Source organism: Bariatricus sp. HCP28S3_D3, from assembly GCF_052065755.1.
Lineage (GTDB): Bacteria > Bacillota > Clostridia > Lachnospirales > Lachnospiraceae > Allocoprococcus.
In genome coordinates this window covers 15,497-32,512 of sequence record NZ_JBQHTK010000025.1, presented here as the reverse complement: position 1 = coordinate 32,512, position 17,016 = coordinate 15,497, and the positions used below count along the sequence as shown (strand labels likewise).

Sequence of the window (17,016 nt, the reverse complement as noted above, 5' to 3'; positions counted from 1 at the left end):
AGAAATACTGGAAATATATCGTATGGTTGGTTATAATTAATCTGATAAATCGTCGCATAAAAATAAGTACAAGTTATAAAAGGAGAATCAGACATGGATATGTTATCTATTGAAAAAGAACTGCAGAGCAATTCTTATCCGGGAAGAGGTATTATCATCGGCAAGTCTGCTGACGGAACCAAAGCGGTAACTGCTTATTTTATCATGGGCAGAAGTGAGAACAGCCGCAACCGTGTATTTGTGGAAGAAGGAGAAGGGATCCGTACACAGGCTTTTGACGAGTCAAAGCTGACAGACCCGAGCCTGATCATTTATGCACCGGTTCGTGTATTGGGGAATAAGACGATCGTAACGAACGGAGATCAGACAGATACGATTTATGAAGGCATGGACAAGCAGATGACATTTGAACAGTCCCTGAGAAGCCGTGAGTTCGAACCGGACGGACCGAACTATACACCTCGTATTTCCGGTATTATGCATATCGAAAGCGGAAGATATAACTATGCAATGTCTATTTTGAAGAGCAACAATGGCAATCCGGAAGCATGCAACCGTTATACATTTGCGTATGAGAATCCGGTGGCCGGAGAAGGACATTTCATCCATACTTACAAATGTGACGGCAATCCGCTGCCGAGCTTTGAAGGAGAACCGAAGCTGATCGCAATTCCGGATGATATGGATGCATTTACGGACACATTATGGAACAGCCTGAATGAAGACAATAAGGTTTCACTGTTTGTCAGATATATTGACATCGCAACCGGTAAATATGAGACCAGAATTGTAAATAAGAACAAATAAGCAAAAGGAGCATATGTCATGAATGAATTAGAATTAAAATACGGATGTAACCCGAACCAGAAACCATCACGTATCTATATGAAGGACGGAAGTGAGCTTCCGATCAAGGTGTTATGCGGACGCCCGGGATACATCAACTTCCTCGATGCATTTAACGGATGGCAGCTTGTCAGCGAGCTGAAGAAAGCGACCGGACTTCCGGCGGCAACTTCATTCAAGCACGTATCTCCGGCAGGAGCGGCAGTCGGACTTCCGCTCGACGAGACACTGGCGAAGATTTACTGGGTGGACGATCTGGGAGAACTCTCTCCGCTTGCAAGTGCTTATGCGCGTGCGAGAGGTGCGGACAGAATGTCTTCTTTCGGTGATTTCATTTCTTTATCTGATGTGTGTGATGTAGATACCGCAAAGCTGATCAAACGCGAGGTTTCCGATGGTGTGATCGCACCGGGATATGAACCGGAAGCACTGGAGATCCTGAAACAGAAGAAGAACGGTAATTATAATGTGATCCAGATCGATCCGGATTATGTGCCTGCTCCGCTGGAACACAAAGATGTCTTCGGCATTACCTTTGAACAGGGAAGAAATGAATTGAAGATCGATGAAGATTTCTTCGCAAATGTAGTGACTGAGAATAAGGAAATTCCGAAAGAAGCGAAGATCGATCTTGCAATCTCCATGATTACGTTGAAATATACACAGTCCAATTCTGTATGCTATGTAAAGGGCGGACAGGCAATCGGTATCGGAGCAGGACAGCAGTCCCGTATCCACTGTACTCGTCTTGCCGGACAGAAGGCAGATAACTGGTGGCTGAGACAGTGCCCGAAGGTTCTGGAGCTTCCGTTCAAAGAAGGAATCAGACGTGCAGACAGAGACAATGCGATCGATGTGTACATTGGAGATGAATACATGGATGTGCTGGCAGACGGCGCATGGGAGAACATCTTCACAGAAAAGCCGGAAGTCTTCACAAGAGAAGAAAAGAGAGCATGGCTTGATAAGATGACCGATGTTTCTCTTGGATCCGATGCGTTCTTCCCATTTGGCGATAACATTGAGAGAGCACATAAGAGCGGCGTGAAATACATTGCACAGCCGGGCGGATCTGTGAGAGATGATAATGTTATTGAGACATGTAATAAATATGGAATGGCGATGGCATTTACCGGAATCCGTTTGTTCCATCATTAAAAATGCAGCTTATGTGTGTATCATAAGAATAAAAAAATCCCGTGGGTTCACGGGATTTTTTTTTGCCCTGAAATTAGCAAATGTTATGAAACTTATAACTCTGAAAAAACGACAAAAACAGACAATTGTAGTAAAATTTTGAACAAAAACAGAAGTTTGAAGATTTATTATCCGTATGTCGGGTCATAGAATAGGAAGGGAGAAAAGGAAAAGCAAAGGAAAAGCAAAGGAGGCATATCTGTGGGTATATTAGAAATTCTTTTGATTTCTATAGGTCTTTCGCTGGATGTGGTGGTTGTGCACGTCTGTGTAGGAGCAGGGTTTTCCAGACCTCACAAACGGGATGCACTGATATCGGGGATTCTGTTCAGTGGTTCTCAGCTTCTGGCGCTTCTTCTGGGAAATGCGGTTGCCTGGGTTCTGAGACCGGGGAAGGCAGGAGAGGAACGACTCTTTGCTGCGGCAAACAGTTGGGAAATAGGTTCCGTTTTCATTTTTATCGGACTTGGAATCTATATGCTTCTGAAGGCAGAGAAGAACGAAACGGTATTTGAGAGGAGAAATGACCAGATCAACTGGAAACGTATGGGGATGCTTGCGGCAGCGACTAGTGTGGATGCATTGTTTGCGGGAATCGGGATTGGATTCTGGAACGTGGATTTTGCGAACCAGATGCTGATTATGGGCCCCATCACAGTGATCCAGTCCATTCTGGGAATCTATATCGGATACCGGCTGGGATGTGAACACAACCGAAGAACCTATGGAATAGGCGGAATTATGCTTTTAATTGCAGGATTTGATATTGCGATCACCTGTATACTCCGATAGGAGAAAGCAAAACATTTTATTTTTCATCTTTTTGTTTCGAGAGGAGAAAGAATATGAGTGAATTGACACACAGAGCTGCAAGGGCTACATTCGGAAAAACAATTGATGTGGTAATCAAACATGTAAACAAAGACAGAGAAAAAGGGTTTCTGGAAATGGTGGACCTGACGGAAAGGTATATGGGGGATCATTTTCCAAAGTCTGCCTATGAGGGAGCGAGAAAATTGATCCAGGACCCCGAATCAAAATGGATGAAATATGTGGAGTGTCTTTTGAAAGAAATTGATCCGAACGTGATCCGGCAGACCGCATTGAATCTTGGAGTTGAAGCGGCACTCAACGGTACAAAGAAAATAAGAAGTATGCGTGAAGTGCATCAGTGTAATATTCCGTGGCTGATCCTGATGGATCCGACAAGTGCCTGCAATCTGCACTGCACCGGCTGCTGGGCGGCCGAATATGGTCACAAGATGAATCTTACATATGAAGAAATGGACCGGGTCATCACACAGGGCAAAGAACTTGGGATTTATTTCTATATGTATACGGGTGGAGAGCCCTTGGTGAGGAAGAAAGATATCATTCGGTTGTGTGAAAAACACTATGATTGCGCATTTCATGCCTTCACGAACGGAACGCTTGTGGATGAGGAATTCTGCGAAGAAATGAGAAGAGTCGGGAACCTCTCGTTATCGATCAGTCTGGAAGGGTTTGAGGAGGTTAATGACCTAAGGCGCGGAGCGGGTGTGTTTGATAAAGTCATGCATACAATGGATCTGCTGAAAAAGCATGGTCAGATTTTCGGCACTTCAATCTGCTATACAAGCAAAAATATTGAGACGGTCACTTCCGATGAGTTCTTGGATATGATTATTAAAAAGGGATGCCGTTTTACATGGTATTTTCACTATATGCCGGTCGGAAATGATGCCGCACCGGAGTTGATGCCGACCAGGGAACAGAGGGAATACATGTATCACAGAGTTCGGGAGATCCGTGGAATGTCCGGTGGAAAACCGATCTTTGCGATGGATTTCCAGAATGACGGAGAGTATGTGGGAGGATGCATTGCAGGAGGAAGAAATTATTGCCATATTAATGCCAACGGAGATGTGGAACCTTGTGTTTTTATCCACTATTCTTCTGCAAATATCCGGGAAATGACGCTTCTGGATGCTCTGAAACAGCCGCTTTTCATGGCGTATCGTGACCGGCAGCCATTCAATACGAACCATCTGCGTCCGTGTCCGATGTTGGAAAATCCGGAGATACTTCAGGAAATGATCCGGGAGAGCGGTGCGAAATCTACGGATCTGATGTCACCGGAAAGTGCAGAGCATCTCTGTGGAAAGTGTGTGGAGTATGCGGCAAGCTGGCAGAAGACGGCAGATGAACTCTGGGAAAAACATCCGCGTCAGACAAAAGGATATACAAATTATAAAAAGAAAACGGCTGTGCATTCCTGAAATGCTGGCGGCATAGTTTGAAAATGAGATGCTTTTGTGCTATGATAGCCATAAATGCAGTCCGGACAAGGGCAGGAGGGAGTCTGTATTTCAGGATAAATCTGTGAGAATCAGGGTGTTTACATGGAGAAGAAAAGAGAACTGACGAAGAGCCTTTTGGCGGAAAGCTTTAAGGAACTTTTGATCAAAGGATCGTTTGACAAAATAACAATTAAGACGATAACGGATCTGGCTGGAGTAATCAGACCTACATTCTATAATTATTTTCAGGATAAATATGAAGTGATGGAGTGGCTCCTGGAGACGGAAGTGTTTCAGAATGCCCGTGAAATGGTTGTATCGGATATGCCGAAGGGAGCCATACATCTGGTTTTTAAAAAGATGGAGAAAGACAGAGTATATTATCAGAAGGCATTTGAAGTGACAGGGCAGAACGGTTTTGAAGAAATACTGACTCGTCAGGTCATGGAACTGCTTGAACTCCTTCTGAATAAACATGGAGTCAAACTGGAGAAGATGCAGGGCCTCAGAAACCGGGAGACCTTCGTTCTCTTTCAAACGATTTCGGTGGTCAATGGTTTGAAATACTGGATTACAAATAAAAATACTACACTTACAGCAGATGAGGCAATGGAATTTTGCAATTTCATGATGTCACACTCGATTCTGGATATTATGGATTAGGAAGAAACTAAATGATCCGGATCAAAAAGCGCAGAAAGGAAACGATGAGGTATCTCCGGGAAAAGGGAGACCTCATTTTTTTCGCCTTTTAAGAGGCCCTTAGCGGTAGTTTAGCCTTTTTGTGTATTTACTGGACTTTACTGGAAGAAAGTGTTAAAATGATAACGTTTTTTGTAAGGGTTACCCGAAAGTAAGGATTATGAAAAAAATCTCTGATTAGCAGAATGGAGGAGAGAGATGTTTTTACTGTATTTTTTATTGTGGATTATCTTTAACGGAAATTTCACATTAGAGATATGTCTGTTTGGTATGGTTATCGCATCGGCAATGTTTGCGTTTACATGTAAATTTATGGATTATAGTATTGAAAAAGAAAAGCGAAATATGTGTCGAATCTTTCGTTTCCTGAAATATATTTGTGTGTTGGTCAAAGAGATCGTGAAAGCCAACCTTGTGGTAATTCACATGATCTTATCGGAAAAGGAGGAAATCGAGCCGGCGCTGGTAAGCTTCCATTCGGATATGAATACACCGGCAGGAAAAGCGTTCCTGGCTAATGCGATTACGCTGACACCGGGGACGATCACGGTGACTTTGGAAGAGTCGGACTATACCGTGCATTGTCTGGATGAAAGTCTGGCAGTGGGGATTGCGGATTCTGTATTTGTGGAGATGCTTAGCGAGCTGGAAGAGGAGGATGCAAAATGGGAAGAGGAATAGCAGGGCTTGATAAGATGTATCATATTGTATTTATTGCGGCGCTTATTTTTCTGGCGGTGATGCTGATGCTTTGCTTGATTCGTGCCATCATAGGCCCGCGGATTGCAGACCGGATCGTCTCGGTCAATATGATGGGAACGATCGTAATGGTGATGATTGCGATTCTCGCACTGATGCAGGAGGAAGGTTATCTGGTTGATATTTGTCTGATCTATGCGATGATCAGCTTCCTTGCAGTGATTGTGCTGACAAAGGTTTATATGGGAGTATATATCCAAAAGAAAGAAGAGGAGGAGAAGAAAAATGGCAGTCATTGAGTGGGTAAGATTTCTGGCAGGCACAGCGCTTCTGGTGAGCGGTCTGATTATTTTTGCGATTGAGATGATCGGTGTGTTCCGGTTTAAATATGTATTGAACCGGATGCATGCAGCGGCAATGGGTGATACACTGGGGATCGGCTTCTCGCTGGCAGGTCTGATTCTTATGAGTGGTTTGAATTTCACATCCTTGAAGCTTCTGTTTGTTATTGTGTTTTTGTGGTTTTCATCTCCGGTATCATCTCATCTGATCGCGAGACTCGAGGTGACGACAGACGAAGAGAAGGAAAAGTATTATAAGATTCTTTCGTTGGAAGAATTGGAGAAAGAAGTGGAGGAATAGGATATGCAGATGTTTATATGGATATTACTTAGTTTCCTTGTAGTGTGCGCAATCTCAGCCAGTCTGTCCAAGAATCTTCTGAATTCTATTTTGATATTTATGTCGTACAGCCTGATCATGTCAATTATATGGATCCTTCTGGAGTCACCGGATCTGGCAATTACGGAAGCAGCAGTTGGGGCCGGGATCACAACGGTTCTTTTTCTGGTCACTTTGAAGAAAATCCATGCAATCATGAAAGAGGATGAGGAGGAACAGAAGGATGAGTAGAAAATTAACGGATGAACAGTACCGGAAGACGAAATCCTGGAAATTCAGGCAATGGCTGGATGGGACAAAAGATCCCTATCTTGATGCAGTGGAGATGAAGCCTCAGATAGCTTATCAGGAAGACAAGAAGGCAAAACATTTACGAAGTGAGGAGAAGCGGGAAATTGTAAGGCGTGTTTACGATATAGAGCATAATGCAGAGATGAAGATATTCCGAAAAATTTATCGTATTTTCAGTGTGATCTTCTGTATCGCACTGGTATTTATGCTTCTCGTCGCCGTTTCCAATCTGCCGCCTTTTGGAAATGCCGATAATCCGGCCAATAATGAAGTCGCTGCGCGTTACATTGAGCAGGGACTTGAGGAAACCGGCGCGGTCAATCTTGTGACCGGAATGATTTTGGACTACAGAGCTTTTGACACACTGGGAGAGTCCCATGTACTCTTTATTGCAACTTGCACCGTCCTGATTCTGCTTCGGACAGACCGGAAGGAAAGCCGTGAGTATATGGAGGCAAATGACAGGACCTATGAACCGAAGAATGATGTGATCCTTCAGACGGCAGCCAGGATTCTTGTGCCGCCGATCATGATTTTCGGTGTTTATGTGGTTCTGGCAGGCCATCTGGGACCGGGGGGTGGATTTTCCGGCGGCGCCGTGATCGGAGCCGGTCTGATCCTGTATCTGAATGCATTCGGATTTGCCAAAACAGAACGTTTCTTTACAGTAAAAACCTATAAAAAGATGAGTTTTGCAGCACTGGCATGCTATAGTCTGGCAAAGAGTTATTCCTTTTATACCGGTGCGAATCATATCGAGAGCGTGATCCCGCTTGGAACACCCGGAGCGATCCTGAGCAGCGGTCTGATCCTGATCCTCAATATCTGTGTCGGGGTTGTTGTCGCAGGAACGATGTATACGTTTTATGTTATGTTCAGGAAGGGAGGCTATTAGGATGAATCTTGCAAATCTATTGAATAATTACGAAGAGGCGGTCGCAATGATTCTGTTCGGTATCGGGTTCTCGAATCTTCTATTGCAAAAGAATCTGATCAAAAAGATCATTGGACTTAATATTATGGACACGGCAACTTATTTGTTTCTTGCACTAAAGGGATATGTATCCGGAAGGAAGGCACCGATCGTTGTAGACGGGGTGCAGAGTGTGGAAGCTTACATCAATCCGATTCCGAGCGGGCTGGTGCTCACCGGAATTGTCGTTTCGGTTTCTGTGACAGCACTGATGCTTTCACTTACGATCCGGCTATACCGCCGTTATCATACGCTGGATCTGGATGAGATCACAACGCGCTTAAAGAAGGAGGGGCGGTAAATGGAATTTGTACAGAATTTTCCTTTTATGACGATCATCCTTTCGCTGCTTTCCGGACCTCTTTCTTCGGTGCTTGACGGAAAGAAAGCCAAAAGGCTGAATCTTGCCGTGATATCCCTGATTGGAATGATGTCAGCTGCCGTGCTCGGCTATGTGCTGAAGACTGGGGAACCTTATGTGTATTTGATGGGACATTTCCCCGCACCATGGGGGAATGAGATCCGTGTCGGGTATCTGGAAGCGTTTATGGCGCTCTTTTTCTGTGTGATCATGCTGCTTTGTATGATCGGCGGGGCGAAGGAGCGGGAAAACCAGATCGAGGAAACAAAACAGAATCTTTATTATGTCATGGTGAATCTGCTGCTCAGCTCACTGCTGGCACTGGTCTATACCAATGACCTTTTTACGGCATACGTGTTTGTTGAGATCAATACGATCTCTGCCTGCGGGCTGATCATGATACGGCAGAACGGAAGGACGATCGAGGCGGCGACCCGGTATATGATCATGAGCCTTCTCGGATCCGGATTGCTCCTTCTTGGAATCTGCTTTTTATATGATCTGACCGGACAGCTTTTGATGAGCAATATTCAGGAGGCGGTCCGGACGCTGTATGAGACTGGTGCATACCATATTCCGCTCCTGGTTTCTCTGGGACTGATGTCGGTAGGGCTTGCAATTAAAAGCGCACTCTATCCGTTTCATGCCTGGCTGCCGGATGCATATGGGTATTCCACTTTGTCATCTGCCGCAATTTTATCTTCACTGGTGTCAAAGGGATATATTATTTTATTGATTAAAATATTTTATCGTGTTATTGGGTTTGACATTGTGCGTGACAGCAAGGTTATCCATGTTCTCTTTGTTTTTGGAATTGCGGGAATGATCATGGGATCGTTAAGTGCGATCAGAGAGGATAATATACGGAGAATGATCGCATTTTCTTCTGTTGCGCAGATCGGTTATATTTACATGGGATTTGGACTTGGAACGCCGGCAGGTGTGCTGGCGAGTATCTACCATGTGGTTTCCCATGCCGCGACGAAATCACTGCTGTTTACGGCTGCGTCCGGACTTACGGATGCATCGGGCGGGAGTGTGCGGTATGCAGATCTGACCGGTGCAGGGTATCGCAACAAGCTTGCGGGCGTGGCATTTACGGCAGGCTCTCTTTCCATGGTAGGCTTTCCGATGTTTTCGGGCTTTATTTCCAAGCTTCTGTTTGCACAGGCGGCGGTGGGGCATACCTATAAAATGCTTCCTACGCTGATCGCTCTGGCGATCAGTACGATACTGAATGCGGTTTATTTTATGAAAACGGTTATCCGAATTTACACGCCAATGAGGGTGCCGGAGGATTCCGGAAAAGCATGTCGGATCGGAATTCTGGATCAGCCACAGAAGTCGCTGGCACTGGTATGCTTCATCATTTTGAATCTGTTATTGGGACTTTCTTCGGAACCGCTGATCCAGCTGCTTCAAAATGGTCTGGAAATGTTTCATTAGGAGGGGATTGCTATGGATAAATGGATTTTATTTCCGATTCTTCTGCCTGTCATTGCAGGAAGCGGGCTTCTGAGTTCGGCATTTCTGGAATATGTTCGGGCAGCAAAACGGCACGGCAATGGAAAAACTGCGGGATTTGCACCATCCGAAGGGAATCTGAAGCGCATTCATATTTTGACCGGGACCGTGCTGGTTCTGACGGCTGTTTCGGCGGCAGGCCTTGCGTGGACGGGAGATCGCAGCCTGATTGTGTTTCATTTGATGAAGGATATTCCGATCTGTTTTCGCATTGATGATGTGGGCAGACTGTTCGTCACGATCGTCAGTGTGGTGTGGGTAGCAGCCGGAATCTACTCTTTTATTTATATGAAACATGAGGGAGAAGAAAAAAGATATTTTGGATCGTATCTGATAGTATTTGGTATTCTTGTAGCGCTTGATTTCTCGGGAAATCTTGTGACGATGTATTTCTTCTACGAATTGATGACACTGGCATCGGTTCCGCTTGTACTTCACAATGGATCGCGGGAAGCGATCATGGCAGCACTGAAATATTTGTTTTATTCCATGTGCGGTGCATATCTCGGCCTTTTTGGAATATTCTTCCTGTATCGCTATTGTGATACGCTCACATTCACAGCGGGCGGTACGCTGAATAGAATACTGGCTCAGGGAAACCGGGAGATTCTGCTGGCAGCAGTGTTCGTTATGTTGATCGGTTTTGGGGCAAAGGCGGGCATGTTTCCACTTCACGCATGGCTTCCGGCGGCACATCCGGTGGCACCTGCACCGGCTTCGGCTGCATTGTCCGGAATCATCGTGAAATCCGGGGTCCTGGCAATTATTCGCGTGGTCTACTATATTGTGGGCACGGATTTTATCCGGGGAACCTGGGTACAGACGGCCTGGATCGTGCTAACGCTGATCACGATATTTATGGGATCCATGCTGGCGTACGGTGAGCCTGTTTTTAAGAAAAGGCTGGCATATTCGACGGTGAGCCAGATATCCTATGTTCTGTTTGGACTTGCACTTCTAACCCCGACGGCGATGGAAGGTGCGCTTCTGCACACGGTGTTCCACGCATTTGTGAAATGCGCATTGTTTCTTACTGCCGGGATCTTCATTTTCCAGACCGGGAAAACCCGTGTGGAGGAGTATCGGGGAATCGGAAGAAAAATGCCGGTTACTTTATGGTGTTATACCTTTGCCTCGCTGGCACTGATTGGGATTCCTCCGGCAAGTGGCTTTATCAGCAAGTGGTATCTTGCAGAAGGTGCGCTTCAGGCAGAAGTAGGGATTTTTAGATGGATCGGACCGGTCATTCTTCTGTTGAGTGCACTTTTGACGGCAGGTTATCTTCTACCTGTTGCTATGAACGGTTTTTTCCCGGGGAAAGAATTACGGGAAGAAGCTGATAAACAGGAACCACATGCGGCGATGCTGATTCCGCTGATCGTGCTGGCGGCGCTTGCACTGGTACTTGGCATTTGGCCCAATCCGCTGATTGAGTATGTGAGAAGGATCGCAGTAGCTGTGATGTAGGGTAGAGGAGGAGAGGATATGAATAAGATGATTATGATGATCGTTGTACTTTTACCGATGCTCTCGGGGGTACTGATTCCTTTGCTCCCGTTTCGGAATCGAAGACAGATGATGATCTATATTGAAACGGCGGTACTTCTAAACACGATTCTGGTGTTCCTGATGTTGGCAAATCCTCCGCAGAATGCACTGGTTCTGTTTAAGTTCACAGGAAATCTTAGTGTCAGTTTCCGACTGGATGGACTGGGAAGGATATTTGCAGGTCTTATTTCCGCATTATGGCCTTTGTCAGTTTTGTACTCGTTTGAATATATGAAACATGAGAAGCATGAAAAATATTTCTTTATGTTTTACACGATTACTTATGGAGTAACTCTGGGGGTAGCTCTCGCGGAGGATATCGTGACGATGTATTTCTTTTTTGAAATGCTAAGTCTGATCACGCTTCCGTTGATCATGTATACCCTTACCCGTGAGGCGATCCACGCAAGCCGGACGTATTTCTACTATATGACCGGTGGTGCGGCTTTTGCCTTTATCGGCATGATTTTTATTCTGAGTTATGGAACGACTTCCAATTTTGTCCCGGGCGGTGTGATCGATCTGGCGAAAGTAGGAGATAAGACGAATCTGTTGCTCATTATATATGTTCTTTGTTTCTGCGGATTCAGTGTCAAAACGGCAATGTGGCCGTTTTCTTCCTGGCTTCCGAAAGCGGGAGTTGCGCCGACACCGGTGACGGCGCTGCTTCATGCGGTGGCGGTGGTAAATACAGGAGCATTTACACTGATGCGCGTGACCTATTATAGTTTCGGAACAGAACTTCTTAGGGGAACCTGGGCGCAGAAGGCGGTTATGACGCTGGTGATCATTACGATCGTTTACGGATGCAGCCGGGCACTGAAGGAAACACATATCAAGCGCCGTCTGGCCTGGTCTACGGTGAGTAATCTGTCCTACATTCTGTTTGGTGTGGTATTGATGAGCCCGCTGGGACTGACCGGTGCACTGAGCCATATGGTATTCCATTCCGTGATGAAGATTTGTTCTTTCTTCTGTGCCGGTGCGGTGATGTACCAGACAGGAAGAACGTATATTTATGAGCTGGATGGATTTGGTCACAAAATGCCGAAGGTTTTTGTTCTGTTCACGATATCCGGCATGGCTCTGATGGGAGTTCCGGGACTTTGTGGATTTGTCAGTAAATGGAATCTGGTGAAGGCTGCAGTCGCATCCAGGATGCCGCTGGCCTATGTGGGTGTCGCGGCATTACTGATATCGGCACTTCTCACAGCAATCTATATGCTCTCAATTTCGGTACGCGCCTTCTTCCCGGGAAAACAGTTCGATTACGGAACGATCCGGGGCGTGAAGGATCCAAACTGGATGATGATTCTGCCGTTGACGGTTTTCGCTGTGGCTATGTTCTGCTTCGGATTGCACCCGGCACCTCTGCTGGAACTGTTCCGTCAGGTGGTTTCGGTGTTTTAAGGAGGGAAGATCATGAATAGAAATATATTACTTGCCATTCTGGTGTTTTATCCGTTTCTGGGAGGAATTCTGGTGTATTTGGCGGGAAAATACCGGGAAATATGCAGAGATTATCTGGCAGATTTTATCACTGTCAGCGAATTCCTGGCAGCGGCAGCGCTTATGACTGTGGACGGTGCAGAGCTTCAGGTACCGGGAATCTGTGGATTCGGACTCGGGTTTGCGTTGGACGGTTTCCGGGGAATTTACGGATGCATTGCTTCTTTGATGTGGATGATGGTGACTGTTTTTTCCAGAGAATATTTCCGGAATCATGAAAACAAAAACAGATTCTACCTGTTCTTGCTCTGGACTTTGGGGGCAACGATGGGAATCTTTTATTCGGCTGATCTTTATACTACATTTATATTCTTCGAGATTATGTCCTTTACTTCCTATGTATGGGTCGTTCAGGAAGAGACGGAGGATGCAATCCGGGCGGCACAGACGTATCTGGCTGTTGCGGTGACTGGCGGTATGGCCATGCTGATGGGATTGTTCCTGCTCTACCATGAATTGGGAACTCTGGTGATCGCTGAACTGCTTCCGGCATCCGCAGCGTGTGCGGATAAAAGCCTGCTTTATGTGGCGGGGACCTGTCTTCTGGTTGGATTCGGGGCAAAAGCCGGAGCATTCCCGCTTCATATCTGGCTCCCAAAGGCACACCCTGCAGCACCGGCACCGGCTTCTGCGCTGCTCTCCGGAATTCTTACAAAGACAGGAATATTTGGAATTCTGATCATCAGCTGTCAGCTGTTTTTCGGAGATGGCGTATGGGGAAAGCTGATTCTTGCGATTGGAGTTGTGACGATGTTTATGGGAGCACTCCTTGCGTTATTCTCAGTGGATATCAAGAGGACGCTGGCGTGTTCCTCCATGTCCCAGGTTGGATTTATTCTGGTGGGCATCGGCATGCAGGGACTGTTGGAAACGGAACAGGCGCTTGCCGTGCACGGAACCTTTCTCCATATGGTCAATCATTCTCTGATCAAACTGGTGCTTTTTATGGCAGCAGGCGTAATTTACATGAATACGCATGCACTGAATTTAAACGAAATCCGCGGGTTTGGACGAAACAAGCCGCTTTTCAAGGGAATCTTTCTGACAGGAGCACTTGCTATCGCGGGAATTCCTTTCTTCAGCGGCTATATCAGCAAAACGCTGCTTCATGAGAGTATCGTGGAATTCGGCGGAGGAATGCCGGGGAAAATGATCGAGATCCTGTTCCTGATTTCCGGCGGGCTGACTGTTGCTTATATGACGAAGCTTTATGTGGCAGTTTTTGTAGAAGAAAACACAGATTCTGAAAAACAGAAATCCTTTGATGAGACTGAGAAGTTTATGAATCGGGAATCCGGATTCGCCCTTGCTGCAAGTGCTGTGATTCTTTTGATCTGGGGATTGTTCCCGCATAGTCTGATGGATCGTGCAGCCACCTATGCACAGAGCTTCATGAATCTGCAGGAAACAGGAGAGCGTGTGAGCTATTTCGCACCGGAAAATCTCCTTGGAATGGTGATCTCTGTCGGAATCGGGGCAGCGGTCTATGTTCTGATCGTACGGAAAGTTCTTATGAGAAAGATGGAAAATGGAACGGTACAGTATGTAGATCTGTGGCCAAAATGGCTGGATCTGGAAAATCTGATCTATCGTCCTGTGGTCCTGGGAATTCTTCCGTCGGCAGGAAGAATATTAAGCAGAATTTTGGATACCATATTGGATGGGATTGTTGTGCTTTTGCGGAAAACCATTTACCATGACAGTCCGTTGCCTCATGAACGTGAAGAAGGAAATATACTAACCGAAATACTTGGAAAAATACTGAATGCCGTGCAAACTGTGAAGAATCATACTGTCCGGAGAAAACATCCTGTTTATCGTGACTATGTTCACGAGATGGCAGTGAGAAATGAAGAGTTTAAGGAAAATAACCGGGTTATTGAACGAAGCCTGTCATTTGGCCTGATGCTCTTTTGTATCGGGCTGACGCTGACGCTGATTTATCTGATCTGGTGGTAATTTACGGTGTTATGGTGAGAAAAGGTGTTGGTGGTAAATGGATCGTCTTGGACGGTGGGAGGTGTGCCCTGTATATGAGGCACACCTCCCACTGTCTTTTTGTTCTTGCTCATGTGTTGTGATAAATGAAAAAGAAATTCATTTGTGGTATTGATATATATAAGTATTATATAAATCAGGTATTGACTATTCCGGAAAATGAGAGTATTATAAACATATGAACAATTGCTCATATGTTCAAAAATATTTTCAGGAGGATTATACATATGAAGAAAAAATTTAAAATGGTAGATCTGGATTGTGCAAATTGTGCGGCGAAGATGGAAGCTGCAATCAAGAAGCTGGATGGCGTGAATGATGCAACGGTAAGCTTTATGATGCAGAAGCTGACAATTGATGCGGACGATGCCAGATTTGATGAGATTATGCAGGAAGTTGTGAAAGTATGTAAGAAAGTGGAGCCGGACTGTCAGATTCAGCTGTAACGGATGAAGGCAAGAAAGTCAGGCTAAGAGGTGCAGGAGATGACGAAGAAACAGAAAACAGTGCTTTATCGTATTATAGCAGCAGCAATCATTTATATACCGCTTTTTGTACTGGAACATATGGGAAAATTGGAGTTCCAGACACCATGGCCGGTGAAGTTCCTCCTTTTTCTGGTCCCTTATGCGATCATTGGATGGGATATCATTTACAAGGCAATCAGAAATATCTGCCACGGGCAGGTATTTGATGAGAATTTTCTGATGTGTATTGCCACATTTGGTGCGCTGGGAGTCGGAGAGTATTCGGAAGCGGTAGCTGTAATGCTGTTCTATCAGGTGGGAGAGTTGTTCCAGAGTTATGCGGTGGGCAAATCTCGTCAGTCGATCAGTGAGATGATGGATATCTGTCCGGAGTATGCGAATATCGAGCAGGAAGGACAACTGGCACAGGTGGATCCGGATGATGTGGGGATCGGAGATGTGATTGTTATCAAAGCCGGCGAAAGAATTCCGCTTGACGGAATCGTTCTTTCCGGGAATTCTTTTATCGATACATCGGCACTCACCGGAGAATCGGTACCCCGTGAAGTACGGGAAGGAAGCGAGATCATCAGCGGATGTGTGAACGGAAGCGGACTTTTAAAAGTACAGGTCACAAAAGAGTTTGACGATTCTACTGTTTCCAAGATCCTTGAGCTTGTGGAAAATGCGAGCAGCAAGAAGGCGAAAGTAGAGAATTTTATCACCAGATTTGCGAAATATTATACACCTGTGGTAGTATGTGCCGCAGTGCTGCTGGCGATACTTCCTACCCTTCTGTTCGGACAGCCGTTTACAGAATGGCTGAAGCGGGCCTGCATTTTTCTGGTTATTTCCTGCCCGTGTGCACTTGTAATCTCCGTGCCGCTCGGATTCTTCGGCGGGATCGGCGCTGCCTCCAGACAGGGCGTGCTGGTCAAAGGAAGCAATTATCTGGAAATCCTGTCTGAGATGAAGACGATCGTTTTTGATAAAACAGGTACTTTGACGCGGGGAGAATTTGCCGTGAACAAGGTCATTGTAAATGAGGGAAATGAGTCGGAAATCCTGGAGCTTGCGGCACTGGCGGAAGGGTATTCCGATCATCCGATCGCAGGAGCGTTGCGTGCAGCATGTCAAGAGGAGCTTTCCATGGAGCGGGTGAAAGACAGTGAAGAAATCCCGGGTCATGGAATCCGCTCTGTGATCGACGGCGAGATCGTTTATGCCGGAAATGCAAAGCTGATGGAACGGGAAGGAATCTGGTATGAGCCGTGCGATGAGGCGGGAACCGTCGTATATGTGGCAAAACAGAATCTGTTCCTCGGAGCGATCGTGATCGCAGATACGGTGAAACCGGAAGCAAAGCGGGCAATCCGGCAGCTCAAGAACAGCGGTGTAAGGAAGACGGTCATGCTCACCGGAGACCGCAGAGAGGTCGGAGAAGCGGTTGCAGCGGAGTTGGGGATCGATCAGGTCTACACCGAACTGCTCCCGGGTGATAAAGTCGAGAAAGTGGAAGGTCTTCTTGCAGAACTTGGAGAGAAGGAACGTCTGGGATTTGTCGGTGACGGTATTAACGATGCACCGGTGCTGGGAAGAGCGGACATTGGAATTGCGATGGGAAGCATGGGATCGGATGCGGCGATCGAAGCTGCGGACATTGTTCTGATGGATGACGATATCATGAAAATTCCGTCTGTCATCCGGATCGCCGGTCAGACAATGAAGATCGTAAAACAGAACATTGTATTTGCACTGACTGTGAAGGCTCTGGTTCTGTTCCTTGGAGCGCTCGGCATGGCGAATATGTGGGAAGCAGTATTTGCGGATGTCGGAGTTTCAGTAATTGCGATCCTGAATTCGATGAGGACTCTGAAAACAAAATAAAAGATATGGTCAAGGGAAAAATGAATTGCTCATTTTTCCCTTGATTTTCGTCCC

17 protein-coding genes are annotated in these 17,016 nt (G+C 46.0%); all 17 read left to right on the top strand.

The features are described 5' to 3' along the window. Positions 1-93 precede the first annotated feature (93 nt). The 17 genes from ACTNB3_RS13450 (at position 94) to ACTNB3_RS13370 (ending at position 16,962) form a co-directional block, all read left to right on the top strand. A complete protein-coding gene (locus ACTNB3_RS13450; protein WP_427806998.1) occupies positions 94-807 on the top strand; it encodes an IMP cyclohydrolase in 714 nt (237 codons plus the stop codon). Between the two features lie 18 nt (positions 808-825). Next, entirely contained in the window at positions 826-2,004 is a 1,179-nt protein-coding gene (locus tag ACTNB3_RS13445) for a phosphoribosylaminoimidazolecarboxamide formyltransferase (protein ID WP_427806999.1), read from the top strand. Positions 2,005-2,244: 240 nt separating this feature from the next. Then, complete coding sequence (locus ACTNB3_RS13440) at positions 2,245-2,835, top strand: manganese efflux pump MntP family protein (protein WP_427807000.1); 591 nt, start codon at positions 2,245-2,247, stop codon at positions 2,833-2,835. Between the two features lie 53 nt (positions 2,836-2,888). Then, complete coding sequence (locus ACTNB3_RS13435) at positions 2,889-4,301, top strand: radical SAM protein (protein ID WP_427807002.1); 1,413 nt, start codon at positions 2,889-2,891, stop codon at positions 4,299-4,301. A gap of 123 nt (positions 4,302-4,424) precedes the next feature. Further along, positions 4,425-4,985: a TetR family transcriptional regulator gene (locus ACTNB3_RS13430; protein ID WP_427807003.1), complete on the top strand. Its 561-nt coding sequence runs from the start codon at positions 4,425-4,427 to the stop codon at positions 4,983-4,985. 237 nt (positions 4,986-5,222) lie between these two features. Then, positions 5,223-5,705 (top strand): Na+/H+ antiporter subunit E, encoded by a 483-nt coding sequence (locus ACTNB3_RS13425; protein ID WP_427807004.1) that lies wholly within the window; start codon positions 5,223-5,225, stop codon positions 5,703-5,705. Next, positions 5,690-6,022 (top strand): monovalent cation/H+ antiporter complex subunit F, encoded by a 333-nt coding sequence (locus tag ACTNB3_RS13420; RefSeq protein WP_427807005.1) that lies wholly within the window; start codon positions 5,690-5,692, stop codon positions 6,020-6,022. The genes ACTNB3_RS13425 and ACTNB3_RS13420 overlap by 16 nt, the downstream gene beginning before the upstream one ends. After that, positions 6,009-6,365: a cation:proton antiporter gene (locus tag ACTNB3_RS13415; protein ID WP_441026289.1), complete on the top strand. Its 357-nt coding sequence runs from the start codon at positions 6,009-6,011 to the stop codon at positions 6,363-6,365. The genes ACTNB3_RS13420 and ACTNB3_RS13415 overlap by 14 nt, the downstream gene beginning before the upstream one ends. 3 nt (positions 6,366-6,368) lie before the next feature. Then, a complete protein-coding gene (locus ACTNB3_RS13410; protein WP_427807007.1) occupies positions 6,369-6,635 on the top strand; it encodes a hydrogenase subunit MbhD domain-containing protein in 267 nt (88 codons plus the stop codon). Next, the gene (gene mbhE, locus ACTNB3_RS13405; protein ID WP_427819667.1) at positions 6,628-7,590 is read left to right on the top strand and encodes a hydrogen gas-evolving membrane-bound hydrogenase subunit E; all 963 of its coding nucleotides are present in this window, start codon (positions 6,628-6,630) and stop codon (positions 7,588-7,590) included. Before ACTNB3_RS13410 ends, mbhE begins: the two co-directional genes overlap by 8 nt. Position 7,591: 1 nt before the next feature. After that, positions 7,592-7,969, top strand: coding sequence for a sodium:proton antiporter (locus ACTNB3_RS13400; protein WP_427807009.1), 378 nt, complete (start codon positions 7,592-7,594; stop codon positions 7,967-7,969). Next, a complete protein-coding gene (locus tag ACTNB3_RS13395) occupies positions 7,970-9,475 on the top strand; it encodes a complex I subunit 5 family protein (protein WP_441026287.1) in 1,506 nt (501 codons plus the stop codon). A gap of 12 nt (positions 9,476-9,487) precedes the next feature. Beyond that, positions 9,488-11,020 (top strand): complex I subunit 5 family protein, encoded by a 1,533-nt coding sequence (locus tag ACTNB3_RS13390; RefSeq protein ID WP_427819668.1) that lies wholly within the window; start codon positions 9,488-9,490, stop codon positions 11,018-11,020. 18 nt (positions 11,021-11,038) lie between these two features. After that, on the top strand, positions 11,039-12,511 hold the full coding sequence (locus tag ACTNB3_RS13385; protein WP_441026285.1) for a complex I subunit 5 family protein: 1,473 nt from the start codon (positions 11,039-11,041) through the stop codon (positions 12,509-12,511). A 12-nt stretch (positions 12,512-12,523) separates the two neighbouring features. Beyond that, positions 12,524-14,569 carry a complex I subunit 5 family protein gene (locus ACTNB3_RS13380; RefSeq protein ID WP_441026283.1) on the top strand — a complete coding sequence of 682 codons (2,046 nt, stop codon included), beginning with the start codon at positions 12,524-12,526 and terminating at the stop codon, positions 14,567-14,569. A gap of 266 nt (positions 14,570-14,835) precedes the next feature. After that, the gene (locus ACTNB3_RS13375) at positions 14,836-15,054 is read left to right on the top strand and encodes a cation transporter (protein WP_427807014.1); all 219 of its coding nucleotides are present in this window, start codon (positions 14,836-14,838) and stop codon (positions 15,052-15,054) included. A 39-nt stretch (positions 15,055-15,093) separates the two neighbouring features. Beyond that, positions 15,094-16,962, top strand: coding sequence for a heavy metal translocating P-type ATPase (locus ACTNB3_RS13370; protein WP_427807015.1), 1,869 nt, complete (start codon positions 15,094-15,096; stop codon positions 16,960-16,962). Positions 16,963-17,016 lie beyond the last annotated feature (54 nt).